Genomic DNA, 25,325 nt, shown 5'->3' with positions numbered 1-25,325 from the left:
CTTTGACCTCCGAACGCTGTGAACCTGCGAGGCCGGAATGCTGAGCGACGCCAAGACCCGATCAATCATCATCCAGGCTATTCTGGTTCTGGCCTTCGTTGCCTTCGTTGCCTTGCTGGTGGATACGACCTTCGACAATCTGAAGGCGAGGGGGATTCCGATTGGCTTCGATTTTCTGACGACGCCATCGAGGATCGTCATTTCAGAGGCGATCCTCACCTACAAGTCGCGCGATCCTTACTACTGGGCCATCGTGGTCGGGTTGGCCAACACGGTGTTCATTTCCGTCCTGGTCATTCTCTTTTCGTCCGTGCTCGGTCTCATCGTCGGCATCACCCGATTGAGCAGCAACCCTTTGGCCGCGGGCACTTGTCGTGTCTGGGTTGAGCTGGCGCGCAATTCGCCACCGATCGTGCTGCTGATCTTTCTCTACTCCCTGTGGTGGAAAGTGCTGCCGCCAGTCGGCGAAGCGCTCAACCCGCTGCCGGGCGTTTACGCATCCATGCGCGGTTTCGTGGTGCCCGCCATTGGCTTCGATGTCGGCACGACTGGCCTGATCATTGTGCTGGCAGCCCCTGTATTGCTGGTCACGGCCTGGGTGGCGACGGGCAAAGGCAGGTCACGGTCATGGATGGTGCCTGCTGCCCTGGTCGCAGGATTGACGGGGCTCTGGCTTGCCGATGTGCGCTTTGTGGTCGACTGGCCAACCTTTGCCGGCTCGAACTTCGAAGGGGGTAAGGAATTGACGCCCGAGCTCAGCACGATCCTCGTCGGATTGACCATCTACACCACAGGCTTTGTGGCGGAGATCGTCCGCGGCGGCATCTTGTCGGTTGGTCGCGGGCAATGGGATGCCGGCAACTCGCTCGGTCTGCCGCGTAGCAAGATATTGCGCCTGATCGTCGTGCCGCAAATGCTGCGGGTAATCGTGCCACCGCTCAACAGCCAATACATCAACGTCGTCAAGAACTCGACCCTGGCCATTGCTGTCGGCTACCCGGATTTCCTCGCCGTCATGAACACCATTATCAGCAAATCCAGCCATTCGATCGAAGGCGTCTTCATCATCCTTGGCGTCTATCTCGCCCTGAATCTCACCCTGTCGAGCGCGGCCAATTGGTACAATCGCCGCATCGCCATCGTGGAGCGATAAGCCATGAAGGCAGTATCCCTTCCCATGCCACCCGAAACCTTGCCGGGGAATTTGCGCTTTGGCGCCCTGCAGCGCCTCGCCAGGCTTCTGTTGGGCTCGCCGCTCAACGCCGCTCTCACGCTGATGTTCAGCGCCTTGCTCATCGTTACAGTGCCGCCCATGCTGCGTTGGCTGGTGATCGATGCGGTGTGGTTCGATCCAGATCCCAACGCCTGTCGTACAGCCACGGGGGCCTGCTGGAGCTTTGTCTACGCGAAGTCCGGACAGTTGCTCTTCGGCATCTACCCGGTCGACGAACGCTGGCGCCCTGCGATCGTCTGTTTGCTGATCGTGGCCCTGCTGGGCTGGTCTGTTCGGCCGGCGAGTTGGACATCTCGGTTGCTTATGCTGTGGGTTGCTGCATTCGCTCTGATCGTCTGGCTGATGGGAGGTGGCTTCGGTCTTGTCGAGGTGCCAACCTCTTCCTGGGGTGGTCTTCCGGTAACATTGATACTGACTGTCGTTGCTATAGGCACTGCCTTCCCGATCGGCATCCTCCTTGCCCTGGCAAGGCGCTCGGCAATGCCGATGGTGAGGATTGGTGCTGTCGTGCTGATCGAATCCGTGCGTGGCTTGCCACTGCTCTCGATCCTGTTCGTTGCCTCGATCATGATGCCGCTGTTCCTGCCCGAGGCGCTCCTGCCCGACAAGTTCGTGCGTGCGCTGGTTGCGCTGACCATCTTTGCCGCGGCTTATCTCGCCGAGGTGATCCGCGGTGGTCTTCAGGCTATACCGAAAGGCCAATACGAGGCGGCGGCTGCACTCGGTCTGCCTTTCTGGCGAACGCAGTACCTCGTCATCCTGCCGCAAGCGATCAGGGTAGTGATCCCGGCCCTTGCCAACACCATCATCGTGATGATCAAGAACACCAGCCTTGTCCTGGTGGTGGGACTGTTCGACCTGATCAGTTCCGGCAAGGCGGCACTCGCCGACCCGGAATGGCCTTCGCCAGCCGCCGAAACCTTCCTCTTCATCGGCGCGATCTTCTTTGCGCTGTCTTTCTCCTTCGCCCGTTTCGCCGACTTCCTGGAGAGACGCGGCCCGGTTTCCCATTGAGCATCCTCATGACGGCATTTACGGATATGACGACCGACCAGACCTCGCTCCCGCCGATCTCCGACAGTTCGGTCGCATGCGAAATCGTCGGCATGCACAAGTGGTATGGCGAGTTCCATGTGCTGAAGGACATCAACCTGAAGGTGATGCGCGGCGAGCGCATCGTCATCTGCGGTCCTTCTGGCTCGGGCAAATCGACGATGATCCGTTGCATCAACCGTCTGGAAGAACACCAGAAGGGCAAGATCATCGTCGACGGCAAGGAACTGACCAACGATCTGAAGAAGATCGACGAGGTGCGCCGCGAGGTCGGCATGGTGTTCCAGCACTTCAACCTGTTCCCGCACCTGACCATCCTGGAGAACTGCACGCTGGCGCCGATCTGGGTGCGCAAGATCCCGAAGAAGCAGGCGGAGGAGACCGCCATGCATTTCCTCAAGCGCGTCAAGATCCCGGAGCAGGCGCACAAATATCCGGGCCAGCTGTCGGGTGGCCAGCAGCAGCGCGTGGCGATCGCGCGTTCGCTGTGCATGAACCCGCGCATCATGCTGTTCGATGAGCCGACCTCGGCGCTGGATCCGGAAATGATCAAGGAAGTTCTGGAGACGATGGTCGGCCTTGCCGAAGAGGGCATGACGATGCTGTGCGTGACGCACGAGATGGGCTTCGCGCGCAAGGTGGCCAACCGCGTGATCTTCATGGATCAGGGCCAGATCGTGGAAGAGAACACGCCGGTCGAGTTCTTCGATCATCCGCGCCACGAGCGCACCAAGCTCTTCCTCAGCCAGATTCTCGGGTAACGGAAGGGCCTGCTGTCCTTCTTGGGGCAGCAGGCCGATTGACCTAGAAGTTCCGTTCGAAGCGGAGGAAGCCGCCGAGAGAACCCTTGCCATTGGTTATGTAGTCGAGCTTGCTCGTATAGACGACCTCGGGCGTCACGTAGAAACCTGGCACAACCGCGTAGGAGACATTGGCAACCGCCGCAAAAGCCTTGCTGTCGTCATAGGCGACTTGCAGATTGAGGCTGGTCTTGTCGTTCACCTGTGCCGTACCACCGCCCCAGACGGCCCATGAGCCACCCCAGTTGCCATAGTAATTCTGGATGTTCCTGTCGGATTTGTAGCCTGCCATCACGAACAGCGTGATGGTATCCGTTGCCTTGATGTCCAATCTTGCCTTGCCGGCCCAGACCTCGTTGACGCTGTCATAAGCGCCAACCGCCGACACTTTACCCCAGCCTTGGGTGTAAGAGCCGCCGAAGACGACGTGAGGAACATAGTTGTCGATGGTGTAGGAGCCTGCTCCTTGTTCCAAAGCGACGGTGGCCGCAAAGCCGTTGCTGCCGGTGTAGGTATAGGAGACCTGGTTGGTACGAAACGGTCCGTAGCCCAGGAGCCAATCGTTGATGACGTTGCCGGCATAATCTGTCAGCGTGCTGAAGACGGAATCGGTCATGCCGATCCGGAAGCCGCCAAGCTCCATATAGATCTCGTTGAGGTAGATGTTGTCGGCCACGGGCGATCCGAACGAGTTGTAATTCCAGATCGAACCATTGGTGTCGCGGTCGAAATTGATCTTGGCATAGGCGCGCAAGGTACCGAGCTCGGTCTGGCTTCGCGCATCTGTCTGCAGCGAGAAGCGCGCGCGCTTGTAGTAGGTGTCGCCGAGCCCATCGCCATCGACATCCGAACCGAGGTTTTCGCCGAAGCCGATGTCGTAGCGAACGTATCCGCCGATCCTCAGACAGGTTTCGGTCCCGGGGATGTAAAAAAAGCCGGTGCCATAGACATCGCAAATCTTGACGAATTCGGCTGGTTCCGGTTCGGCAACAACCGCCGGATCGGCGGCATAGGCACCGTTGAAACCGAGTGCCGGCATGACGAGTACGGCCGACAGAAGAGATTTTCTCATTTCCCACCTTTTCAATTCGAGTAACGCCGTACCGGTCGTCGGTGCGGTCGAATTGATCTGCGGGCACGAGTTTTTCCGGTGCCGAACACGAGGCTTACATATCTGTAAGAGCGGCGCTCGGTGCCGCGGAGGACCGAAACTGTTGCCGTGACGCCACATCACATTTGCCGGCTTCTGGCCGGTGGCGCACTCAGGGAAATGGCGAGCACCGCGAGCGCCGAACACCGAATTACAGATTTGTATATCCCGGCTCAAACGGGCTCAAAGGCGGTGTCTTATGAAAGGAGGGTCTCAATGACGAACGCAGATCTGACTATCCGCCCGTGCGTCTGACCTCCACGGGCGGAGATTTTCTTTCTGGAGCAATTCCAGGAAAAGTGCGTAGGGTTCTGCGCTTCTAATGAACCGTCGGGAAGAAAATCGAAACGATCAGGCCTGGGTTGTTATCATTCAGGAAGATGTTGGCGCCGTGGATATCGGCTATCGCCTTGACGAGACTGAGCCCCAGCCCCGTGCCTTCCGTCGTACGGCTCTTCTCCAGCCGATAGAAGCGCTTGAATACCCTCTGGCGTTCATGCTCGGGGATGCCAGGCCCATTGTCGGCAACAATGACCACGCACGAGCCGCCCCGAACTCTGACGCCGATAACAATGCGTGCGCCTGGCTGTGTGTGACGCATTGCGTTGACGATCAGGTTGACGCACATCTGCTTTAAAAGATCCGCATCGCCCCACACGAAAGCGGAGGTGTTGCGCCTGTCGTCTGAAAAGCGGAGCGAACGCCCACTGTCCTCGACTATATCGCGATAGATGTCGTCGATATCGCGGACCAGCGCCATCAGGTCGACTTTGGCAAATCGCGACCGGCGTGCGCCGGATTCAATCTGGGAGATGCGCAGCAGTCCCTCGAACGTCGCAGTGATGCGCGCGACTTCATTCATCGCTCGTTCGATAAGCGGAAGCGCCGATGCCTGGTCCGGGCTTTCGGAAGCTGCCTCAAGCGTCAGATACAGCCGCCCGATGGGCGTTTTGAGATCGTGGGCGATATCGGTCGTGACCTGGGTCATGGCCGCGACGTTTGCCTGCAATTGCCCTAGCGCGTCGTTGACCTCGATTGCCAAGGCGTCGATGTCGTCATGGCGCTTCGAAACCGGCAGTCGGGTGGCAAGTGCGCCGGCTCCGACAGCCTTCATGGCCTTCGAGAACCTGGCTATCCGGCGACGAGTGCGGAATGCGAATATCGCACCGCCACCTAGCCCGGCCGCAAGGACGATGGCCGTCGCCCATCCGAAACTCACAAGTGCGATCCAGCGCAGACGGTTGGTGTCGTCGTAGCTGACGCCAACGGTCAGATCGTACCGGTCGAGGTTCCTTCGATAGAGGCGATAATTGGTCGGGGGCTTATCATGGCTCGTGGGCGCCCGTGTCGAGAAGCCCGGCGGCGCGTGAGCCGTGTCGATGTTTCCGACAAGGACGGTGTCATCTGCATCCTTGAGGGTATAGAGCGTTTCCTGACCGCGTATCGCCGGGCCATGGCTTCGGATCATCGCAGCGGCACCATCAATCCCGTTCTTGATATAGGCAGTCTCGATCTCCCTGAAGCGCTCCATGACGTTCGAGTCCAGGCGCTCATAAAGATAGGAGGCGACCATATTGTAGCCCACCGCGTTGGCGCCCAGAAACGAAAGCAGGAACAGCGAGATGTAGAAGCCGGCGAGGCGGAGTGATGTACTGCGCGTTATGCTAGCGTTGACCATGAATGCTGTAGCCGGTGTTGCGCGTATTGTGCAGCAGCGGCACGTCGAAGGGTTTGTCGATCTTGGCACGGAGGCGGCTGATATGGGTCTCCACGACAGTGCTTTGCGGATCGAAATTGAAGTTCCAGATACGTTCCAGCAACATCGTCTTTGTCAGAATGCGGCCTTCGTTGCGCATCAGCAGTTCAAGCAAGGCGAATTCGCGCGGCAACAGTTCGATACTGGTGCCACCCCTGCTGGCCAATCGGCTGAACAGATCCAGCTCCAGGTCTGCCACGCGCAGCTTGGCTTTTCCTGCGGTGATCGGCGGCCGGCGCAACAAGGCATTCACCCTTGCCAGGAGTTCTGAAAATGCAAACGGCTTGACCAGGTAGTCGTCGGCGCCGGCTTCCAAGCCCTCGACCCGATCGTTGACCCCGCCCATCGAGGTCAGGAAGATGATCGGAACCTTGCCGCCGGCGCCGCGCAGGCCCCGCACGAGCGACAAACCGTCAAGCCCCGGGATCATCCGGTCGACGATTGCGACATCGAAAGGCTCTCGCAGTCCTACCGATAGGGCGTCGCGTCCGTCACTCAGGATGTCGACGACATGGCCGGACGATTTCAGTCCGTTCTGGATGTATTGGCTGATCTGTTCATCATCTTCGACCAGAAGAATTCTCATGACGAATGGCTCTCATCTGACTTGGTTGCCCAAGCGTTGACGACCTCGGGGGGCGGTTCGTCCAATTCCTGCACGAACCATGTCTCAATGAATTGTTGAACGGCGGGTATTCCCGCTCGACGCCTGTTATGATCGCATCGCGGCTCAGGACTGCCCTGTGCCATGGGGGAGATTGGCGGCTGATATAAGTGTCGTTGGGTCGCGCAGGTTCTCGTATCTCCGCCAAACTCGTATCATCGGGGTCGCTCTGCTGAAGCTGGTTCGATTCCGGTGGTGGCTATCGGCATCTGCAACAACTGTGTTCGATCTGGGTCTTCAGCCAGGCAGATTGTGGAACTGCGATCACGGATTGGTGACGGTCGATGAAGTTGCAACTTCGCCCAACGCAGTCGTGAGCTTGGCCACATTGGTCGACAAACGAAGCCATGAGCCGGGGCAAGAGGTGAGCGGCTTCAGGAGCGATCCGTCGGTCGGATCGCTCCTTGCGTCAAATCGTTCCGCGGGGGGGACGGTGTCGACGCCTACCTCCGTCCCGCCCAACTGGCACGCTGGCCTTGTGACCAGGAGGGCTTCACGATCTCGACGCGGTTGTAACGCGTGTTGGTCTTTTCAACGTCTCCGTTGGCAAGAACCCTGTAGGAGATGTCCGGATTCGACACCGATCCGGCCGCCTCGCCAGCTGATCCATGGCCCTGCAAGATCCTGTCGAGCCCGGAATTTGTTGGATTGGAACCGCTGTTGGCAAAAGCGCCGGTCGCCGTGCCGGCCACGATGATCAAAGCATATCCTATGGTCTTGTTCATGACTGTTCCTCTTGTCGAACGCGGGCGTCTTGGGAGCCCGACGATCCGAGGCTAGGCGTGCGACTTCACCGTCACTTTCCGCACGATTTACAATTTTGTGATTCTAGCCTTCGCGGGCATGAAACGTCGTGACGGTTCTGCACTAGGCGTCATCTGCAGCTTGACGTGCCGCTGGACCACCGTCACAAAAGCCGCGCCCGCAACCCGCTCTCGGGTTGATGATTCTCGCGGTGTCGGGCGACCGACCGTGCACCATGCCGGTCAACGAGAGACGAATACAAATATGTATAAAAAAACTTGTTGGCCCTCCGAGATCCCGGCAATACCATCATCCGGTAGCCGTTGTCTGATCCGCGTCGGAACTTCGGCGTCGATGTAAGAAACCAAGGTCGTTGGAACTGCGCCTGATGACTGTTCGCCAAGCCATAGCAAGCGTCGCGGCCTGCCTTTTGCCTGTATTTATATGCACGGGCAGAACGCTGTCGGTTGCGCTTGTCATGATGGCAGTGGCGATAAGCAGCACGGGCTGGGCCGCAACCGCGGTCTTGCCAGCAACCGGTGACGTCGTGACTGGTGAAACCTCAACGGTGGATCATCAGAGCGCCGGAAACCACGATCATGGCGGTAAACCGGCAAACAGTTCGACAGCCTGCAAGGGTGGAAACTGCGGCAGCTCGCACCATCAACCACAGGACTTGGCGCAAACCTGCTGCGCCATGGCCTGCCACACCGCCATTCTTTCCGTCGATTGTGTTGCACCGGTCAGCTTCCTGACCTGGCAGGTCAAGCACCGCCAATGGGCCGACGTGCTGGAGGGCTCCGCTACCCTCCGCCTTGAACGTCCTCCTCGTCCACTCCACGCCTGAAACGTTGGCGTAAGGTTGGATTGTTGCGTAGCTGGCGGAATTCCCCGCTCGACTGACGCACTCAATTCCTGTTTCTGATCGACCTTGACGATCGGCCCGGCGACACGCCGGGGGAGATCGTGCGCGCCGACTGAGCGTCAGTGCCCGGGATTCTGTGGGGATCCGGCACGGCGGCTATCACCAATCGTCGCATGGCCTTGCCCGGAGATTTCTCTTCGTCAGGCCCGCGTTTCTCGTTCATTTCCGTCGTTGAGGATCATTCATGAGGTCTCCTTTCGTGATGGCGCCCGCCATCATCCTTTCCGCTTGCACGGCCCTGCCTGATATCGGCACAGGGCCGTCGGCCGCGGACCCTGCCGTTGCCGTGCCACCTGCACGGTACGCGCCGGTACTTGCCGGCACAGTCGACTATCGGCCCGTAGCGCCCAAATCCTGGATCGACAGCAACCGTCAAGTGGCGCCGAAGGAGAAGGGCAAATGATGCCGATCATCTCCTTTGCTGTTTCCGTCTTGCCGGCCACCTGGAACGGCAAGTTCATCAAACTCGGGGGTGTCAGCCTGCTTGCGCTTACGCTTGCCGGCTGTGCCTCCTTCACCAAGGATGGCGGCATGTTGCCGGTGGGCGCGCAGGTGTCGTCGGCCATCGGCGCCAACGTGGTGAAGATTGCCTCGAAGGCCGACGCCGCGGCGGGGTCTTCGCGTGTGAAGACGCTTTTGGCCAAGCCATTGAACGCTGACAGTGCCGTCCAGGTTGCATTGCTGAGCAACAGGAACCTGCAGGCCGAGTACAATGCGCTCGGCGTTTCGGAAGCGGCCTTCGTGGAGGCCAGCCTGCCGCCCAATCCAAGCATTTCGCTTGGCGGGACCTTGCAGGGAGGATCGCTGGAGATCGAACGCCGGCTGGTCGGTTCGCTGCTGTCGCTGCTCACCTTGCCTGCACGCAAGGCGATTGCCGAGAAGGAATTCGAGGCAGCGCGATATCGCGCCATGGAGGCAACATTTCGTCAGGCGGCCGCTGCGCGCAAGGCATACTATCGAGCCGTGGCCGCCCGTCACCGGGTGACCTATCTCGAGCAGGCGAGAGCCTCGACGGACGCAGCCGCTGACCTTACTCGCAAGCTCGGCGAAACTGGCGCGGCCACCAAGCTGGATCAGGCGCGTGCGGGTGCCTTCAATGCCGAAACCTCCAGCCAACTCGCCGCCGCAAGGCTTGAAGCAGGTGTCACACGCGAGGCGCTGACGCGCGAGCTTGGCTTGTGGGGCTCGGATGCCGGCTACAAGATCCCGGACAGGTTGCCGTCCCTGCCAAAGAAACTGCAGACGTCGGATCAAGCCGAGACGGAGGCCGTTCGCAAACGCGTCGATCTGATTGCGGCACGGCTCGAACTCGACGCCCTGGCGCGTTCGCTCAAACTCGACAACGCGACCCGGTATGTCTCGGCCTTCCAGCTCGCCGGCTTTGCCAATTTCGAGCGCAGCAAGAACGATCACGGCGAGGTCGAGAAGGACTATCCCAAGGGAGGTGTGCTCGACCTCGAACTGGAGATACCGATCTTCGATTTGGGCGAGACCACCAGGCGGCGCAATGCCGAGACCTATATGCAGGCGGTCAACCGCTTTGCGGCAAAAGCCGTGAACATCCGCTCCGAATCCCGCGCGGCACTTCTTGCCTACCGTGCCGCCACGGACATCGCCCACCAGTACCGAGCCAGCATCATCCCGCTGCGCAGGGTGATCTCGGAGGAAGCTCAGCTTCAATACAACGGCATGCTGATCGACGTGTTCGAGCTGCTGACCACCACCCGCGAAGGCATCGAGAGCAATGTCGCCGCCATCGAGGCACAGCGCGACGCCTTGCTCGCCGGTGTCGACTACCAGAGCGCCATCATCGGCGGTGGTGCGGGAGGCGGCGATGAGTGATCCCAAGGAGAAAAGAAACATGACGGTTTCCCGCCGAAACTTCCTTGGCGCCACCGGTGCCATGACCTTGCTGGGTGCCGGTGCGGTATCGGGGCGCACCGCGTTCGCCTCGGTGCCCGAGGCACCGACCATGACGGAGGCTGTGATGCAGCCGCCGCTCGTGCCGAAAACCGGGCCGGACTACAACCCTGTCGTCACCTTGAACGGTTGGACCTTGCCGTGGCGCATGAACGGAGACTGGAAGGAATTCCATCTCGTCGCCGAGCCGGTGGTGCGCGAGTTTTCGCCAGGCATGGTCGGTCATCTGTGGGGCTACAACGGCCAGTCGCCGGGACCGACCATCGAGGCGGTCGAGGGCGACAAGGTGCGTATCTTCGTCACCAACAGGCTGCCGGAGCACACCACTATCCACTGGCACGGTCAGCTGTTGCCCAGCGGCATGGACGGCGTCGGCGGTCTCACGCAACCGCATATCCCGGTCGGCAAAACCTTCGTCTACGAGTTCCAGCTGCAGAAGAGCGGTACCTTCATGTACCACCCCCATGCCGACGAGATGGTGCAGATGGCGATGGGCATGATGGGCTTCTTCGTGGTGCATCCGAAGGATCCGGCCTTCCGCCGCGTCGACCGCGACTTCGTCTTCCTGATGTCATCCTACGACATCGAGCCGGGCGCCTATGTGCCGCGCGTGGCGGAAATGACCGACTTCAACATGTGGACCTGGAACAGCCGTGTCTTCCCGGGCATCGACCCGCTGGTGGTAGGCAAGGGCGACAAGGTGCGTGTGCGCTTCGGCAATCTCACCATGACCAACCATCCCATCCACATGCACGGCTACGACTTCAAGGTCTCGTGCACGGATGGCGGCTGGGTGCCGGAAGCGGCGGCCTGGCCGGAAGTGACCGTCGACTGCGCGGTCGGCCAGATGCGTGCCTTCGACTTCGTGGCAGATAATCCCGGCGACTGGGCGATCCACTGTCACAAATCGCATCACACCATGAACGCCATGGGGCACGAGCTCGCTACCTTCATCGGCGCAGACAAGAAGGAGGTCGCCAGGAAGATCAAGCGCCTCGTGCCGGACTACATGCCGATGGGCACCGCCGGCATGGCCGACATGGGCGAAATGGAAATGCCGTTGCCCGAAAACACCCTGCCGATGATGACAGGTTTCGGTCCGTTCGGACCGATCGAGATGGGTGGCATGTTCTCGGTGGTCAAGGTCCGCGAGGGGTTGGCCGCCGGGGATTACAAGGATCCCGGCTGGTATCAGCACCCGTCGGGTACGGTCTCCTATGAATGGACCGGACAGACCGGCCAAGCGGCGCGTCAGGAAACGCCCGCCTTCGACAGGTCAAAAACCGCCGAAGTCACCGTGGTGAAGCCCGGCGGGCAATCCTCTCCCAAGAACTCCCACAACAATCACTAAGGATAGACACGACATGAAATCCCGAACTCTCATTGCCGTCTTGGCTGTGTTGGCGTGGCCTGTGGCCGCCATCGCCGACCCCGGCCACGACGGCGAGCGCGCCTATGGCGAGCCCGGCAACCCGAAGAAGCCGGCGCGCGTGGTGCAGGTCGTCATGCGCGAAGCCGACGGCAGGATGGAATTCCTGCCCAATCGCGTCGAGATCAAGAAGGGCGAGCAGGTGAAGCTCATGCTGCGCAACAATGGCGAGCTCGACCACGAGCTGGTGCTCGGCACGCTTGCCGAGAATCTCAAGCACGGCGAGCAGATGCAGAAGAATCCCGACATGGAACATGACGATCCGAACGCTAAGCGCCTGGCGCCGAATAAAAACGGCGAGATCGTCTGGAAGTTCACCAAGGCCGGCGAGTTCGACTTCTCCTGCCTCATCCCCGGTCACCGTGAAGCCGGCATGACAGGCACCATCGTCGTCAAGTGAAGACGGCGCAATCCCAACCGGACTACCCAACGCAAATGAAGGAGAACCCAATGCGTAAGATCGTAACCGCCGCCGCTTTTGCTCTGGCTCTTGCCACCTCTGCTCGCGCTGCGCCCGTGGACGGCCAGATCACCAAGATCGACACGGCGCAGAATAAGGTCACGCTGAAGCATGGCCCGATCACCAATCTGGAGATGGACGCCATGACGATGGTGTTCGTGGTTGCGGATCCGGCTGCGCTCAAGGCCGTCAAGGTCGGCGACAAGGTCAAGTTCGAAGCCGATCGTGTCAATGGCCGCCTCACCGTGACCAAGATCGAAAAAGCCAAGTAAACCTAATCGTAAACTCAGCGAAGACAGCACGGAGCCGATCTGGCTCCGTGCTGTTCGCACCAAAGGAGATGGTGATGAAACGCAGGACTTTTCTCGTCGCGACAGCGGTCTTGCTTGCAGGCACGTCGGCCTTCGCCGCGAACCGGCCGCTGGTGACGGTCTACAAGGACCCTTCGTGCGGTTGTTGCGGGGCGTGGGCCGATCACATGGCAAAGGCGGGCTACGCAGTGAAGGTCGTGGAGAGCTCAACGCTGGAGAAACTCAAGGCGGAGAACGGGATACCGTCGGCTCTGCAGTCATGCCATACCGCCCTGGTCGCCGGCTATGTGCTCGAAGGGCATGTGCCAGCCAAGGCGGTTGGAAAGCTGCTTGCCGAGCGGCCGGCCATCAAGGGCCTTGCGGTTGCAGGCATGCCCGTCGGCTCGCCAGGCATGGAGATGCCGGGCGTTGAGCCCGAAGCCTACGATGTCGTGACATTTGGCCCTGTCGGCACTGTCTTCATGCGATTTTAGGCGAACCGGTCATTACATCCCAACGCAGGGCCATGAAGCGTTGATTGGAGCAGGATCCATCACGGGCTGCCTCTATGGCCGGCCGTAGGTGTCTCTGTATTGATGAGTGGTGCCAGCCTCTCGGTGATGCCGGCATCCGGAGTTCTACATGGACCAGCCTTTCAGTCCGCGGCGCGGCACCGGCATCACACTCGCCTTCATTTGCCTCATCGTGCTTGGCCTGATGCCGATTATCGCAATCGGCCGCCCAGCTGGTTCCAGTGCGCTTTCCTTTGCGCTGTGGCTCTCGGTCTGGCAACTTCTGTTCTCGCTGCCGCTGCTGGCACTCGAGTGGCATTCGGGCGAGCATGGGCTGTTCGGTGACCGTCTGCCTCGATCAGAACGATGGCGTGTGCTTGGCGTCACGCTGTTCACCGGTGGGCTCTTCAGCCTGTCCACCTGGATGTACGTTCTGGCGTTCGAGAAGGCGGGAGCGGTCAATGCGGCCATTGCCCTGCAGGCCTACCCGCTCTTTGCGGCCGCGCTCGAGGCGGTGTTCCTGCGTCGCCGCAAGAATGCGCTCGAGCTAGGCTTCATGCTTTTGGTGGTTGTTGCGCTCTATTATCTCGCCACACAGGGCACCTGGCAGCTGGCCGGGCTGTCGTCCTGGTTCCTGATGGCGCTCGCGGTCCCACTGGTCTGGAGCGTTGCCCACATCATCGTCAGGCAGGCATTGTTGTCGACCCCGATCACCCCGAGCCAGGTCACCACTTCGCGTTTGATCGTGTCCACGATATTTCTGCTCGTGCTTGCTGTCGTACTCGAGGGTTTTGAGGCCATCCCATTGTTAGGGCTGGATTTTCAGTTCCAGATCTTCGCGGTTGCCATGGGCCTTGCCTACTATGTGGAACTGATCGTCTGGTTCTATGCCGTCCGCCATATCGACGTTTCGGTGGCCAGTTCCATCACCGTGCCGGCGCCGGTTGTGACGATGGTCCTGTCGGCCTTGTTTTTCAATGAAACCATCACCGGACTTCAGATCATCGTTCTGGGCCTTGTCATCCTTGGATTGACGGGTTTGCTGTATGCGGGTTCGCGCGCCCATATCGCGACGCCATATGAAGCGGGACAGTGAGCTTACAACGTTGGCATGTTGGTGCGGGAAGTTCCGGCCGGCAGTCAAACGGACAAAGCCGCCAAGCCAACTGACAGAACGCTGTCGGGATAAGCATGGACCGAACGCCCATTGCGGATAAAAATATTGCGCTTACCCTCCATCTTATGAAACCGTATGCCCCGACTGCCCGACTGGGTCGTGCGATAGCAGGCATCGTCATCGGTTTTATCAGAGGGATTTGCCGCCATGTCTTCAACCAGATTTTTAGCCGGTGCGCTTGTGGTGCTCGGCCTCTCCGTCGCCTCCGCCAACGCTGCCGACGTCGTCGTCTCTTCCAAGATCGACACCGAGGGCGGGGTTCTTGGCAACATCATCCAGTCGGTTCTGAATGCGAACGGCATCAAGACCGTCGACCGTATTCAGCTTGGCGCCACGCCTGTGGTGCGCAAGGCGATCATTGCGGGCGAGATCGACATCTATCCCGAATACACCGGCAACGCCGCCTTCTTCTTCGAGAAGGCTGACGACCCGATCTGGAAGGATGCCGCCAAGGGTTATGCCGAAGCAAAGAAGCTCGACTACGACGCCAACAAGCTTGTCTGGCTGACACCATCGCCGGCTAACAACACCTGGGCGATCGCGTTGCGCAAGGATGTCACCGACGCCAACAAACTGGCCACGCTCTCCGACTTCGGCAAATACGTCTCGGGCGGTGGTAAGGTGGTGCTGGCGGCTTCAGCCGAATTCGTCAATTCGGCTGCCGCCCTGCCAGCTTTCCAGACAACTTACGGCTTCACCCTGAAGCCGGATCAGCTGATCACGCTTTCGGGCGGTGACACGGCTGCCACTATTGGCGCTGCCGCCAACCAGACCAACGGGGCCAATGCTGCCATGGTCTACGGCACTGACGGCGGCATCGCACCGTCCGGCCTCGTGGTTCTCAGCGACGACAAGAATGTCCAGCCGGTCTACCAACCGACACCGATCATCCGCGAGGCGGTGCTCAAGGAAAACCCCAAGATCGAGGAGGTGCTGAAGCCGGTTTTCGAGAAGCTCGACCTTGTCACGCTGCAGGAGTTGAACGGCCGCGTGCAGGTTGGTGGTGAGCCGGCCAAAGCGGTTGCCGAGGACTTCCTGAAGAAGAACGGCTTCCTCAAGTAGGAAGCGGTTCCGGCGCGCCGGCTGGATCGAAACGACTGGGCGCGCCGGACCTGAAGGACCGGGGATCGTGGGGATTCGCTTTGACAAGCTGGGCGTGGTGATTGCCGCGATTGCTGCCTATGCGGCTTTCCTTGCACCATTCGCCACCTTCCGTGCCAACCGCATCGTGCCGGGGGAAGGGCGATCCATCCTCGACGCGCTTCCTGCTGTCAGCGGGCCTTTGCTGCTGGCGCTGGTCATCGCCGCCATCATCGTCGCACTGCTGAAGACACCATTGGCCTGGCGGCTTGTTGCAAGTGTCGTTCTGTTGGTCGCGCTTGCGTTGGCCATCGGCATGGCGGGCAGCTTTCTGACGCCGCCCGGCAACACCTTCGCGCGCGTGTCACCGGCGTCCGGCTTCTGGTTGCTGCTCTTCGCCTTTACCCTGCTGCTGGCCGACGTGCTGACGCGCCTGGAACTGTCGCCATTTATGCGCATCGTTATTCTCTTCGTCGCTTCAGTGGCGATTGCCGCCCTCTTGGCATCTGGCAGCTGGGACAGCCTCTCCATCCTCAAGGAATATGCCAACAGGGCCGGTAGTTTCTGGGCCGAGGCACGCAAGCATGTCGCTTTGGCGCTGGGTTCGCTGGCCGCCGCCGTCGCGGTTGGCCTGCCGCTCGGCATTCTCTGCCACAGGGTCGAAGTGCTGCGGGCGGGGGTCCTCAATGTGCTCAACATCATCCAGACCATCCCGTCGATCGCGCTGTTTGGCATGTTGATCGGACCGCTTGGCTGGGTGGCGCTGCACGTGCCGGGAGCCGCCGCGCTTGGCATTCGCGGCATCGGCACCGCGCCGGCCTTCGTGGCGCTGTTCCTCTATTCGTTGCTGCCGGTGGTGGCGAACACGGTGGTGGGACTGGCCGGCGTGCCGAAGGCGGCCAATGAGGCCGCGCGCGGCATGGGTATGACGGACAGGCAGCGGTTGTTCGGCGTGGAGTTCCCGCTTGCCTTCCCGGTGATCCTGACCGGGATCCGCATCGTTCTGGTGCAGAACATCGGCCTTGCCACCATCGCCGCCCTGATCGGCGGCGGCGGCTTCGGCGTCTTTGTCTTTCAGGGCGTCGGACAGACGGCGATGGATCTGGTTTTGCTCGGTGCGGTGCCGACGGTGGCACTGGCCTTCGCGGCGGGCATCGTGCTCGATGCCGTCATCGAACTCACCGCAACAGCCAAGCGCAAGGAAGCGGTCGCATGATCGAAATCGAAAACATCACCAAGCGCTACGACAAGCAGACCGTGGTCGACGAGGTGTCGATGGTGATCGAACCGCGCACCATCGCGGCCATCGTCGGCACGTCCGGTTCCGGCAAGACCACGCTGTTGCGTATGATCAACCGGCTGGTCGAACCAACTTCCGGCACGATCAAGCTGGACGGTGTCGATAACCATTCGCTGCCGGACTACGAGTTGCGCCGCTCGATCGGTTACGCCATCCAGGGCCATGGCCTGTTTCCGCATCGCACCGTGGCGCAGAACATCGCAACGGTGCCGCTGCTGCTCGGCTGGGACAAGGAACGCATCGACGAGCGTGTCGATGAGCTGCTGAAGCTCTTCCAGCTCGATCCCGCAGCTTTCGGCCCACGCTATCCGCACGAATTGTCAGGCGGCCAGCAGCAGCGTGTCGGCGTGGCGCGCGCGCTCGCCGCCAAACCCAATGTGCTGTTGATGGACGAGCCATTCGGCGCGCTCGACCCGATCATCCGCACCAAGGCGCAGGAAGACCTGCTCGCCATCCAGAAACATTTCGGCACCACCATCATCCTGGTTACCCACGACATGGAGGAGGCGGTGCATCTGGGCCACAAGATCGCGGTCATGGATGGTGGCAAGCTGGTTCAATACGCCGGCCCCGCCGAAATTCTGGCGAAGCCCGCCAGTTCCTTTGTCGAGACGCTGGTCGGCTCGTCCGAGCGGCCGTTCCGGCTGCTGTCGCTTGGCCGTGTCGGCGATGCGGTGGAGAAGGGCAGCGCGGAAGGCGAAGCAATACCCGCCGACGCCAGCCAGCGCGATGCACTGGCGGAACTGCTTTGGACCGGCAAGCCGGCGCTGCCGGTCAAAGGGGCGGATGGCCAGGCGCTCGGCCGTGTTACCGTGGACGGCCTGGTGAAGCTCGCGGCGAGGCCGGCATGAAGGTTTTCCTGCCAGCAGCATTGCGTGTCGTACTGCTGGTGCTCCTGGTGGCGTTCATCGTCAATCCGGGCTGGTTCGAGCCACTGTTCAAGCCGCTTACGGAAAACAATGCGCCGGCGATCTACAACCAGGGCAGCCTGCTGTCGCTGACCTTGCAGCATCTGGGCACCGTGGCCGTGGCTACGACCGCCGCGATCATTGTCGCTATCGGCCTTGCCATCCTGGTGACACGGCCCTTTGGTGCCGAATTCCTGCCGCTGTCGCGATCGCTGGTCAATATAGGCCAGACCTTCCCGCCGGTCGCGGTGCTGGCGCTCGCCGTGCCTGCGGTCGGTTTCGGCGAGAAGCCGACCTTGATCGCGCTCTTCCTCTACGGCCTGCTGCCGATCTTCGAGAACGCGCTGACCGGACTTACCACGCTGCCGGCCAATGTCGTTGAGGCGGCCCGCGGTGCCGGCATGACCGATCGCCAGAAACTATTCCGGGTCGAACTTCCGCTCAGCCTGCCGGTGATCCTGGCAGGCATCCGGCTGTCGGTGGTGATCAGCCTGGCCACCGCCACCATTGGATCCACTGTCGCGGCCAAGACGCTGGGCGAGGTCATCATTGCCGGATTGATTTCCAACAACCTGGCCTTCGTCGTCCAGGGTGGCCTCATCGTTGCCGGGCTTGCGGTGTTCATCTACGACGGACTGATGGCTCTCGAACGTGTCGCGGCACGCCGGATGGGGCAGGCTGTCCAGTAGTGCGCAGCCGACTGGGGCCGCCGTCTAACGCCTTGCCGGATGGTCGAGGGTTATTTCCAGTTCCGCGGCATTTCCTGCGACGACCCATCGGCGCTGGATGATCGAAAAATCATGGCGCCCCGCGTCGCCCGTCTCCAGCGATACCAGATCTCCAGTCGTGCAGCTTGCCGGCAGCCGCAACGACAGCAGCATTGTCGTCAACTGGTGCTTTTCGGCGTGGCGCTCCGCGCTTGCGGTCAGGACAATTGAAGCGAGACTCATTGCGTGTTCGCCGGGACTCGGTGATCCTGCTTTGCCGTGACCAGAATCATCGAAAGCAGAAGGGGCTTTTGCCATGACGTCACGTCTTTCCAAGATCACCATGTGCCTGTGTCTGGCGGCCTTCGCCTTCCTCGTCGCCTTTGGCAACATCACCGACTATGGCTCCAACTTCGCCTTTGTCCAGCATGTGCTGTCCATGGACACAACCTTTCCGGGCAATGCCCTGATGTATCGTTCGATCACCAGCCCAACGCTCTGGACCGTGGGCTACTGGCTGATCATCGTCGGTGAAGCACTGACCTGCGTACTCTTCCTGATCGCCGCCTGGAATTTGTGGAGCGCCCGCAAGGGGAGTGGCGAAACGTTCAACAATGCCAAGAAATTCGCCATTATCGCCACAACCATGGGCTTTCTGGTCTGGTATTTCGGCTTCATGGTCATCGGCGGAGAGTGGTTTGCCATGTGGCAGTCGAAAACCTGGAATGGCCAGGAAGCCGCCTTCAAGTTCTATATGACCATGCTTGCGGTGCTGATCTTCATCATGCAACCGGACCGCGACTTGCAGCGGTAGCGTTGGGCCGCAACCGCTGCTTCAAGGTGAAGCGCATGCAAGCATTTGGGCTCGGCAACACACCGAGCGCGGTAAACTGTCGCAGCGAAATGCGGGCAAATGTCGCACGCCGGCTTGACGGTCGAGACCGCGGCTTTGCATAAATCGATCGAGGGGTCGGGATTCCGCTCGGGAATCCCGGTTCGGTTCCAAGGTCCGGGGAGGAGGTCTGCCGGGCCACAGATCGAGGAATAATCCGCAAATGACCATGCTTTATGTCGTCATCCTCTGCGGCGTGCTTTCGATCGTCTACGCCATCTGGGCTACACAGTCCGTGCTGGCGTCCGACCAGGGCAACGCACGCATGCAGGAAATCGCCGCGGCAATCCGCGAGGGCGCGCAGGCCTATCTGGCGCGCCAATACACCACCATCGCCATCGTCGGGGTTGTCGTGTTCCTGCTGGCCTGGTGGCTGCTGTCGGGTACCGCCGCCATCGGCTTCCTGATCGGTGCCGTGCTTTCGGGCGCGGCAGGCTTCATAGGCATGCACGTTTCGGTGCGCGCCAATGTGCGCACGGCGCAGGCCGCATCGAACAGTCTGTCTGCCGGCCTCGACATCGCCTTCAAGTCGGGTGCCATTACCGGCATGCTGGTTGCCGGCTTGGCACTGCTTGGCGTCTCCGTCTACTACTGGGTGCTGACCGGCCCGCTGGGCCTGGCGCCCGGCGATCGTACCGTGATCGACTCGCTGGTGGCGCTTGGCTTCGGCGCGTCACTGATCTCGATCTTCGCGCGTCTCGGCGGTGGTATCTTCACCAAGGGAGCTGACGTTGGCGGCGATCTCGTCGGCAAGGTGGAAGCCGGCATCCCGGAGGATGACCCACGCAACCCCGCCACCATCGCAGACAACGTCGGTGACAATGTCGGTGACTGCGCCGGCATGGCTGCCGACCTGTTCGAGACCTATGCCGTGACCGTGGTCGCAACCATGGTGCTGGCCGCGATCTTCTTTGCCGGCACTGACGTGCTGTCCAGCATGATGCTCTATCCGCTGGTCATCTGCGGTGCCTGTATCGTCACTTCCATCATCGGCACCTTTTTCGTGAAGCTCGGGGCCAATGGTTCGATCATGGGCGCCCTCTACAAGGGCCTGATCGTCACGGGCATCCTGTCGATCGTCGGTTTGGGTGCCGCCACGTCCATGACCATCGGCTGGGGCCCGGTCGGGGCCGGCGCGCATGTCGTGACCGGAACGAATCTGTTCATCTGCGGTCTGATTGGCCTGCTGGTGACGGCGCTGATCGTGGTGATCACCGAATACTATACCGGCACCGACAAGCGTCCGGTCAATTCGATTGCCCAGGCCTCGGTCACCGGCCATGGCACAAATGTCATCCAGGGCCTCGCGGTTTCACTGGAATCGACCGCGCTGCCGGCGATCGTCATTGTCGGCGGCATCATCGCCACCTTCCAGCTGGCGGGCCTGTTCGGTACCGCGATCGCCGTCACCACCATGCTTGGCCTTGCCGGCATGATCGTGGCGCTCGATGCCTTCGGCCCGGTCACCGACAATGCCGGCGGCATCGCTGAGATGTCCGGCCTGCCCAAGGAAGTGCGTCATTCCACCGACGCGCTTGATGCTGTCGGCAACACCACCAAGGCCGTCACCAAGGGTTACGCCATCGGTTCGGCAGGCCTCGGCGCGCTGGTGCTGTTCGCGGCATATTCGAACGACCTGCAGTATTTCGCCGCCAACGGCGCGCAATATCCTTACTTCGCCGATCTCGGCACGGTCTCCTTCGACCTGTCGAATCCTTATGTCGTCGCGGGCCTGATCTTCGGTGGTCTGATTCCGTATCTGTTCGGTGGCATCGCCATGACCGCGGTTGGGCGCGCCGCGGGTTCGATCGTGGAGGAGGTGCGCCGCCAGTTCCGCGAGGACCCAGGCATCATGAAGGGCACGTCCAAGCCCAACTATGCGCGGGCGGTCGACCTTTTGACCAAGGCTGCGATCAAGGAAATGATCATTCCGTCGCTGCTGCCAGTACTGGCGCCGCTGGTCGTCTACTATGGCGTGCTGCTGATCTCGGGCTCCAAGGCCTCGGCTTTCGCGGCGCTCGGCGCCTCGCTGCTCGGCGTCATCGTCAACGGTCTGTTCGTGGCCATTTCGATGACCTCCGGCGGCGGCGCCTGGGACAACGCCAAAAAGTCGTTCGAAGACGGCTTCACCGATAAGGATGGCGTCAAGCACCTGAAGGGTTCGGAGGCGCACAAGGCTTCCGTCACCGGCGACACGGTTGGCGATCCCTACAAGGACACGGCCGGTCCGGCCGTGAACCCGGCCATCAAGATCACCAACATCGTGGCCCTGCTGTTGCTCGCCGTGCTGGCGCACAGCTGACAACGGCATCTGTCCGGCAGAAAGAAAAAACCCGCGGGAGCGATCCCGCGGGTTTTGCTTTTGGAATATCTGTCTGGCAGGTCGTCCTTGCCGACCTGCAGCGGGATCAGAGCCCGGCAGCCGGATTGGGCTTGAGCTTGCCGGCGCCGGAGATGATCTGGCCGAGGAAGTTCTGATCCTTGCCGCCGGTCGGCGTCGTGCGTGAAATGAAGTCAAACACCCGGCCATCCTTCATTCCGTAGTTTGCCAGGCGGGCGACACGGCCATCCTGGCCGAAATAGACGGCCAGTACCTTCTGGTCGACAACGCTCGGATTGGCGAAAGCAACCGAACGACGGCGCGTCTGCGAGATGTAATAGAAGACCTCGTTGTCGAAGGTGGCTGTGGTGGATGGCGTACCGAGCGCAAGCAGCACCTGCTCGCGGCTGGAACCAACGGGAACCGAATCCAGCGTCTGCTGGTCGACGATGTAGCCCTGAGTGAGTGTCTCGCCAGGCGTCAGATCCCCGAACATCTTCGACGAGTTGCAGCCGGTCAGCGCCGTTGCGATGACAAGCATCGAGGCGACGGACGCAGGACCTGCCAAGGCGGTCGACTTGAATTTCAATGCGCGCAACGACAACTCCATAGTCCGCTCTCGGGCACCGGCTTGCGCGAGGCGGCAAAACCGGTAAACCAGCTTAGCCGCCGATGCAACAATTCTGCCTTAACAAACAGGTCCCCGGGAGACCGTCCCCAATGTTTCAGCGCCTGTTCGGCCGTGAACGCCATGCCAACCGCGCTATTGTCGAGGCGCTGTACGCACAAATCGTGGCGGCGGCGCGGCAAACTTTCTTTTATTCGCACTGGAATGTGCCCGATACGCCGCTTGGCCGTTTCGAGATGTTGTCGCTGCATATGTTCCTGTTCCAGCACAGGCTGCATGGCGAGAGTGGCGTGCCGGCTGAGCTGGCGCAGACCCTCATTGACGAGTTCTTCACCGATGTCGACCATTCGCTGCGCGAACTCGGCATAAGCGATGTCGGCGTCCCGAAGCGCATGAAGAAGCTGGCGAAGATGTATTATGGCCGTACCGCCGCCTATGCCGACGCGCTCGCCCGTGACGACAAGGCTGATCTCGCCGCTGCTCTGTCCCGCAATGTCCGCCCCAATGTCGCGGATTGGCCGGAGGCATCGGATATGGCGGCTTATGTGCTGCGGGCCAGGGAGGCGCTTGCCACTCAATCGTCGGATGCGATCTGCCTTGGCGAGCTGGTCTTTCCGGCCGCCGCAGCCTGAAGGATGACCGCAATGAAACATCAAGAAGAATCAAGCAGCGCCGTCTCGTTCGTGGCGCATGTCTCGCGCCTGCCGCAAAAAGGCATGCCGGTGCTCATCGAGGCCGATGCTGCTCAACGCGAGGCTCTCGCCAGGGCGCATGGGCTGGTCTCCGTCGAGCATTATGCCGCCAATCTCGTGGTGACACCCTGGAAACGCTACGGCGTGAAGGTTACAGGCCGTGTCGAGGGTGACATCACCCAGGCCTGCGTGGTGACGCTGGAGCCGCTGACGGCTCATATCGACGAAGAAGTCGAGGGCCTGTTCCTGCCCGAGGATTCGAAGCTGGGTCGCCAGGGTTTCGAGGGCGGCGGCGAGATCCTGCTCGACGCCGAAGGCCCCGATGGCCCGGAAACCTTCACCGGCGATACGATCGATGTCGGCGCTCTGGCCGAGCAGTTCTTCGGCCTGGCGATTGATCCCTATCCGCGCAAGGCCGGTGTATCTCTGGAGGCTGGGCCGGATGATGCCGAACCCGAAAGCGAATTCCAGAAAAAGCTGAAATCCCTGCTCGGAAAATCCTGAAAGCCATGGATCGACGACAAAAGCCGGTTGTGCGGTGACTCAAAACCGCTATTTTCGCCGGAAAGTCACGATGGTCCCAAGCCAACCCACGAGATGAACAACGCGTGATAAAAATCTCCATTGATGCCATGGGCGGTGACCACGGTCCCGGTGTGGTCATTCCGGCGCTCCAGACAGTCGCCACCCGTCGCCCGGACATCCGTTTCATTATCTATGGCCGCGAAGACGTGGTGCGGCCCGAATTGGCCAAGTTTCCCGGCCTTGCCGAGAAGAGCGAGTTCTTCCACTGTGAGGTTGCCGTCCGCATGGACGACAAGCCGAGCCAGGCATTGCGCCATGGTCGCTGGAAATCGTCGATGTGGAAGGCGATCGAGGCGGTAAAGGCCAATACAGCCGATGCCTGCGTGTCCGCAGGCAATACCGGCGCGCTGATGGCGATGTCGAAATTCTGCCTGCGCACGATGGCGACCATCGATCGGCCGGCAATTGCCGCGATCTGGCCGACCATGCGTGGCGAAAGCGTGGTGCTGGATGTCGGCGCCACCATCGGCGCCGACGCTCATCAGCTGGTCGACTTCGCTATTCTTGGCACTGGCATGGCCCGCGCGGTCTTCGGCGTGGAACGGCCGACCGTCGGCCTGCTCAATGTCGGCGTCGAGGAGATCAAGGGCCAGGAAGTGGTCAAGGAGGCTGGACGCATGCTGCGCGAGGCCAATATGAACTCGCTTGTCTATCACGGCTTCGTTGAGGGCGATGATATCGGCAAGGGCACCGTCGATGTCGTGGTGACGGAAGGTTTCGCCGGCAACATCGCGTTGAAGACCGCCGAAGGCACGGCGCGCCAGATCGGCGGTTACCTGCGTGCGGCCATGGGGCGGACGCTGATGGCACGTATAGGCTATCTGTTCGCGAAAGGCGCTTTCGACTTGCTGCGCGAAAAGATGGATGTCAGCCGTTCCAACGGCGGTGTCTTCCTCGGATTGGACGGCGTCGTGGTAAAAAGCCATGGTGGCGCCGATTCGGCGGGGTTTGCCGCTGCGGTGGAACTGGCCTACGACATGGTGCGCAATCGTTTGCTGGATCGCATCGAAGCGGATCTCGATCTGTTCCATGCCCGCAACCCGCAGTCTCCGGCACCCAGAAAGTCTGACGTCGCGGTCGACGAAGAAGGATAAAACAGCTTGATCAGATCAGTCGTGCGCGGCACGGGCCAGGCGTTGCCCCGCCGTATCATGAAGAATGCCGATTTCGAGGGCATGGTCGAAACGTCGGACGAATGGATCGCCCAGCGTACCGGCATTCGTCAGCGCCATATCGCGTCCGATGACGAGACCACGGCTTCGCTTGGCGAAGGGGCTGCACGTGCGGCGCTGGCCGATGCCGGTCTTACGCCGGACGATATCGACCTCATCGTTCTGGCGACTTCGACACCGAACAACACGTTCCCTGCCACGGCTGTCGAGATTCAGCAGCGACTGGGAATGCGTCATGGCTATGCCTTCGATATGCAGGCAGTGTGTTCCGGTTTCGTCTATGCGGTTACCACGGCCGATGCCTACATTCGCGCCGGACTTGCCAAGCGCGTGCTGGTGATCGGCTCGGAGACTTTCTCCCGGATTCTCGATTGGAACGACCGCTCGACCTGCGTCCTGTTCGGCGACGGCGCCGGCGCGCTGGTGCTGGAGGCCGCGGAAGCGGCGGGTACCATCGCTGACCGTGGTGTTCTGGCCGCCAGCCTGCGTTCCGACGGCTCGCACAAGGAGAAGCTCTATGTCGACGGCGGTCCGTCGACCACCGGAACGGTCGGTCATCTCAGGATGGAAGGGCGCGAGGTGTTCAAGCACGCCGTTGGCATGATCACCGACGTGATCGAGGCGACGTTCTCGCAGGCTGGAATCACGGCGGACGACCTCGACTGGTTTGTGCCGCACCAGGCCAACAAACGCATCATCGACGCTTCTGCCAAGAAACTCGGCATCGCTGAGGAGAAGGTGGTGATCACCGTCGACAAGCATGGCAACACATCCGCAGCCTCGGTGCCGCTGGCGCTTTCGATCGCAGCCGCCGATGGCCGCATCAAGCGTGGCGACCTCGTGCTTCTGGAGGCGATGGGGGGAGGATTCACCTGGGGTGCGGTCCTCATCAGATGGTGAAGCGAACCGCACGGTTCGGTTCTTGAC

The 25,325-nt window shown here is 61.0% G+C and carries 27 protein-coding genes; 21 read left to right on the top strand and 6 right to left on the bottom strand.

Annotation, left to right across the window (positions count from 1 at the left end; translation table 11 throughout):
* Nucleotides 1–37 precede the first annotated feature (37 nt).
* Genes ACFWYE_RS05360 through ACFWYE_RS05350 form a run of 3 tightly spaced genes read left to right on the top strand, consistent with a single transcriptional unit; the run spans nucleotide 38 to nucleotide 3,048 of the window.
* Nucleotides 38–1,153, top strand: coding sequence for an amino acid ABC transporter permease (locus ACFWYE_RS05360; protein WP_379110084.1), 1,116 nt, complete (start codon nucleotides 38–40; stop codon nucleotides 1,151–1,153).
* A 3-nt stretch (nucleotides 1,154–1,156) separates the two neighbouring features.
* The gene (locus ACFWYE_RS05355; RefSeq protein ID WP_379110083.1) at nucleotides 1,157–2,248 is read left to right on the top strand and encodes an amino acid ABC transporter permease; all 1,092 of its coding nucleotides are present in this window, start codon (nucleotides 1,157–1,159) and stop codon (nucleotides 2,246–2,248) included.
* A gap of 26 nt (nucleotides 2,249–2,274) precedes the next feature.
* Nucleotides 2,275–3,048: an amino acid ABC transporter ATP-binding protein gene (locus tag ACFWYE_RS05350; RefSeq protein ID WP_129416420.1), complete on the top strand. Its 774-nt coding sequence runs from the start codon at nucleotides 2,275–2,277 to the stop codon at nucleotides 3,046–3,048.
* 43 nt (nucleotides 3,049–3,091) lie between these two features.
* Here the strand turns inward: ACFWYE_RS05350 and ACFWYE_RS05345 are convergent, their stop codons facing one another.
* From ACFWYE_RS05345 to ACFWYE_RS05330, 4 genes are all read right to left on the bottom strand, one after another.
* On the bottom strand, nucleotides 3,092–4,159 hold the full coding sequence (locus ACFWYE_RS05345) for a porin (protein ID WP_379110082.1): 1,068 nt from the start codon (nucleotides 4,157–4,159) through the stop codon (nucleotides 3,092–3,094).
* A gap of 397 nt (nucleotides 4,160–4,556) precedes the next feature.
* On the bottom strand, nucleotides 4,557–5,915 hold the full coding sequence (locus ACFWYE_RS05340; protein WP_379110080.1) for an ATP-binding protein: 1,359 nt from the start codon (nucleotides 5,913–5,915) through the stop codon (nucleotides 4,557–4,559).
* Entirely contained in the window at nucleotides 5,902–6,579 is a 678-nt protein-coding gene (locus ACFWYE_RS05335; protein ID WP_379072184.1) for a response regulator, read from the bottom strand. The genes ACFWYE_RS05340 and ACFWYE_RS05335 overlap by 14 nt, the downstream gene beginning before the upstream one ends.
* Before the next feature lie 521 nt (nucleotides 6,580–7,100).
* Entirely contained in the window at nucleotides 7,101–7,382 is a 282-nt protein-coding gene (locus tag ACFWYE_RS05330; RefSeq protein WP_379110078.1) for a hypothetical protein, read from the bottom strand.
* A gap of 392 nt (nucleotides 7,383–7,774) precedes the next feature.
* On the opposite strand from ACFWYE_RS05330, the gene ACFWYE_RS05325 reads away from it, so the two are divergent.
* The 12 genes from ACFWYE_RS05325 to ACFWYE_RS05270 all read left to right on the top strand — a co-directional run bounded on the left by ACFWYE_RS05325 (nucleotide 7,775) and on the right by ACFWYE_RS05270 (nucleotide 18,091).
* Nucleotides 7,775–8,248 carry a hypothetical protein gene (locus ACFWYE_RS05325; protein WP_379110076.1) on the top strand — a complete coding sequence of 158 codons (474 nt, stop codon included), beginning with the start codon at nucleotides 7,775–7,777 and terminating at the stop codon, nucleotides 8,246–8,248.
* 262 nt (nucleotides 8,249–8,510) lie between these two features.
* Nucleotides 8,511–8,729, top strand: coding sequence for a hypothetical protein (locus ACFWYE_RS05320; RefSeq protein ID WP_379072176.1), 219 nt, complete (start codon nucleotides 8,511–8,513; stop codon nucleotides 8,727–8,729).
* Nucleotides 8,726–10,168, top strand: a complete 1,443-nt coding sequence (locus ACFWYE_RS05315; RefSeq protein ID WP_379110074.1) for a TolC family protein — start codon at nucleotides 8,726–8,728, stop codon at nucleotides 10,166–10,168. Before ACFWYE_RS05320 ends, ACFWYE_RS05315 begins: the two co-directional genes overlap by 4 nt.
* A 19-nt stretch (nucleotides 10,169–10,187) precedes the next feature.
* Complete coding sequence (locus tag ACFWYE_RS05310) at nucleotides 10,188–11,597, top strand: multicopper oxidase domain-containing protein (protein ID WP_379110620.1); 1,410 nt, start codon at nucleotides 10,188–10,190, stop codon at nucleotides 11,595–11,597.
* Nucleotides 11,598–11,610: 13 nt separating this feature from the next.
* Entirely contained in the window at nucleotides 11,611–12,075 is a 465-nt protein-coding gene (locus ACFWYE_RS05305; protein ID WP_379110072.1) for a plastocyanin/azurin family copper-binding protein, read from the top strand.
* 50 nt (nucleotides 12,076–12,125) lie between these two features.
* Nucleotides 12,126–12,407, top strand: coding sequence for a copper-binding protein (locus tag ACFWYE_RS05300; protein ID WP_379072167.1), 282 nt, complete (start codon nucleotides 12,126–12,128; stop codon nucleotides 12,405–12,407).
* Between the two features lie 74 nt (nucleotides 12,408–12,481).
* Entirely contained in the window at nucleotides 12,482–12,919 is a 438-nt protein-coding gene (locus ACFWYE_RS05295; RefSeq protein WP_379110071.1) for a DUF411 domain-containing protein, read from the top strand.
* Between the two features lie 148 nt (nucleotides 12,920–13,067).
* Nucleotides 13,068–14,033 carry a DMT family transporter gene (locus ACFWYE_RS05290; RefSeq protein WP_379110069.1) on the top strand — a complete coding sequence of 322 codons (966 nt, stop codon included), beginning with the start codon at nucleotides 13,068–13,070 and terminating at the stop codon, nucleotides 14,031–14,033.
* A 228-nt stretch (nucleotides 14,034–14,261) separates the two neighbouring features.
* Nucleotides 14,262–15,176, top strand: a complete 915-nt coding sequence (locus ACFWYE_RS05285) for an ABC transporter substrate-binding protein (protein WP_379110067.1) — start codon at nucleotides 14,262–14,264, stop codon at nucleotides 15,174–15,176.
* 67 nt (nucleotides 15,177–15,243) lie between these two features.
* Nucleotides 15,244–16,410, top strand: a complete 1,167-nt coding sequence (locus tag ACFWYE_RS05280; protein ID WP_379110065.1) for an ABC transporter permease — start codon at nucleotides 15,244–15,246, stop codon at nucleotides 16,408–16,410.
* Complete coding sequence (locus ACFWYE_RS05275) at nucleotides 16,407–17,345, top strand: ABC transporter ATP-binding protein (protein WP_379110063.1); 939 nt, start codon at nucleotides 16,407–16,409, stop codon at nucleotides 17,343–17,345. Before ACFWYE_RS05280 ends, ACFWYE_RS05275 begins: the two co-directional genes overlap by 4 nt.
* Nucleotides 17,342–18,091, top strand: a complete 750-nt coding sequence (locus tag ACFWYE_RS05270) for an ABC transporter permease (protein WP_379072151.1) — start codon at nucleotides 17,342–17,344, stop codon at nucleotides 18,089–18,091. Before ACFWYE_RS05275 ends, ACFWYE_RS05270 begins: the two co-directional genes overlap by 4 nt.
* A gap of 24 nt (nucleotides 18,092–18,115) precedes the next feature.
* Here the strand turns inward: ACFWYE_RS05270 and ACFWYE_RS05265 are convergent, their stop codons facing one another.
* Complete coding sequence (locus ACFWYE_RS05265) at nucleotides 18,116–18,352, bottom strand: hypothetical protein (RefSeq protein ID WP_379110061.1); 237 nt, start codon at nucleotides 18,350–18,352, stop codon at nucleotides 18,116–18,118.
* A gap of 73 nt (nucleotides 18,353–18,425) precedes the next feature.
* Here ACFWYE_RS05265 and ACFWYE_RS05260 point away from each other — a divergent pair, with 73 nt between their 5' ends.
* Both ACFWYE_RS05260 and ACFWYE_RS05255 read left to right on the top strand, forming a co-directional pair.
* The gene (locus ACFWYE_RS05260; protein ID WP_379110059.1) at nucleotides 18,426–18,923 is read left to right on the top strand and encodes a DUF2165 family protein; all 498 of its coding nucleotides are present in this window, start codon (nucleotides 18,426–18,428) and stop codon (nucleotides 18,921–18,923) included.
* 241 nt (nucleotides 18,924–19,164) lie between these two features.
* Nucleotides 19,165–21,303, top strand: a complete 2,139-nt coding sequence (locus ACFWYE_RS05255) for a sodium-translocating pyrophosphatase (protein ID WP_379072143.1) — start codon at nucleotides 19,165–19,167, stop codon at nucleotides 21,301–21,303.
* A gap of 106 nt (nucleotides 21,304–21,409) precedes the next feature.
* On the opposite strand, the gene ACFWYE_RS05250 is transcribed toward ACFWYE_RS05255, so the two are convergent.
* The gene (locus ACFWYE_RS05250) at nucleotides 21,410–21,919 is read right to left on the bottom strand and encodes an outer membrane protein assembly factor BamE (RefSeq protein ID WP_379072141.1); all 510 of its coding nucleotides are present in this window, start codon (nucleotides 21,917–21,919) and stop codon (nucleotides 21,410–21,412) included.
* Between the two features lie 122 nt (nucleotides 21,920–22,041).
* Between ACFWYE_RS05250 and ACFWYE_RS05245 the strand changes: the two genes are divergently transcribed.
* From ACFWYE_RS05245 to ACFWYE_RS05230, 4 genes are all read left to right on the top strand, one after another.
* On the top strand, nucleotides 22,042–22,581 hold the full coding sequence (locus ACFWYE_RS05245) for a ubiquinol-cytochrome C chaperone family protein (RefSeq protein ID WP_379110058.1): 540 nt from the start codon (nucleotides 22,042–22,044) through the stop codon (nucleotides 22,579–22,581).
* 12 nt (nucleotides 22,582–22,593) lie between these two features.
* Nucleotides 22,594–23,145 carry a YceD family protein gene (locus ACFWYE_RS05240; RefSeq protein ID WP_379110057.1) on the top strand — a complete coding sequence of 184 codons (552 nt, stop codon included), beginning with the start codon at nucleotides 22,594–22,596 and terminating at the stop codon, nucleotides 23,143–23,145.
* Nucleotides 23,146–23,249: 104 nt separating this feature from the next.
* Complete coding sequence (plsX, locus tag ACFWYE_RS05235; protein ID WP_379072132.1) at nucleotides 23,250–24,320, top strand: phosphate acyltransferase PlsX; 1,071 nt, start codon at nucleotides 23,250–23,252, stop codon at nucleotides 24,318–24,320.
* A 6-nt stretch (nucleotides 24,321–24,326) separates the two neighbouring features.
* On the top strand, nucleotides 24,327–25,298 hold the full coding sequence (locus ACFWYE_RS05230) for a beta-ketoacyl-ACP synthase III (protein WP_379110055.1): 972 nt from the start codon (nucleotides 24,327–24,329) through the stop codon (nucleotides 25,296–25,298).
* Nucleotides 25,299–25,325: the final 27 nt, after the last annotated feature.

This window comes from Mesorhizobium sp. NPDC059025 (assembly GCF_042739655.1).
Classification (GTDB): domain Bacteria; phylum Pseudomonadota; class Alphaproteobacteria; order Rhizobiales; family Rhizobiaceae; genus Mesorhizobium.
The sequence above is the reverse complement of the archived record's forward strand: the minus strand, read 5'-3'. Positions and strand labels throughout refer to the sequence as shown.